The sequence below is a fragment of the Nonomuraea marmarensis genome (assembly GCF_043197025.1).
Taxonomy (GTDB): Bacteria; Actinomycetota; Actinomycetes; order Streptosporangiales; family Streptosporangiaceae; genus Nonomuraea; species Nonomuraea marmarensis.
The window spans coordinates 1-799 of sequence record NZ_JBICRM010000134.1 but is presented as its reverse complement, the minus strand read 5'-3'; the positions used below and the strand labels follow the sequence as shown (position 1 = coordinate 799).

Here is a 799-nt window from a genome sequence, read left to right as displayed (position 1 = left end):
GCCTACCACCACGCCATCGACGACCTCAGCCGCCGCGCTGGAACCGCTGCCTGACCAGCGATCCCAGCTCAACATCCACAAACTTGACTCGATCTTCCCGGCTTCGCCGAATCAAGCCGGGCTAGCGGGATGGGAGAGGTTCGTAGACGTGGTGCGACTGATCGGGAGTGCCGACGTACAGTAGCGGCGGGCCTCTCGCTCGCTGCCATATTCGACGACTGCTTCGTCGAGCAACTGCTGCTGGTACGCCTTGCTCCGCCAGTCGGTCGTCTATCCCAGGCCGTGGTGGCTGGAGCACTTCCCCCGCGGCTTTGAGGTGGACGCCTCGCTGTTTCAGCCGCTGCACGAGGTCATCGCGATGTTCACGTCGACCGACTGGCGCGTTGCCAGCTTCGGCACAGGCCAACCACTGCCAGTAGGCGGTCAATTACGGGACCACACGGTCACCGTCTTGTTCCGACCGGAGTCACTTCAACTACCTCGACCGCCACACATGGCTCGTCGGGCTGGGGCGAAGCCCCATTAGGGGTTGACCCCCTGACCGCCAGTCGAGCGGCTGCGGCCTGCACCAACATCGCCGAGGGAACCCGCGGGGTCCGTGGGGGCGTCGGAGACCCGTTGATTGCTCTCGGTCTCACCATGGGTGGGCTCCATGAGCCCTGGGATCTATCTCAGTGAACCTTTCCCTGTAACCGCTTGTGGCGGTTCGTGATCGCCTTACACGGTGCGTCCGTGCTCCAGTTGAAGCAGGACGAGGGCCGCGGCGGCGATCTGGGTGATCCGGCTCGGGTCGAGGCTG

At 64.5% G+C, this 799-nt stretch carries 1 protein-coding gene; it reads left to right on the top strand.

What is annotated here, in order from left to right; genetic code table 11:
• On the top strand, window positions 1-184 hold a 184-nt coding region (locus ACFLIM_RS50300), incomplete at its 5' end, for a hypothetical protein (RefSeq protein ID WP_393178055.1).
• Window positions 185-799: the final 615 nt, after the last annotated feature.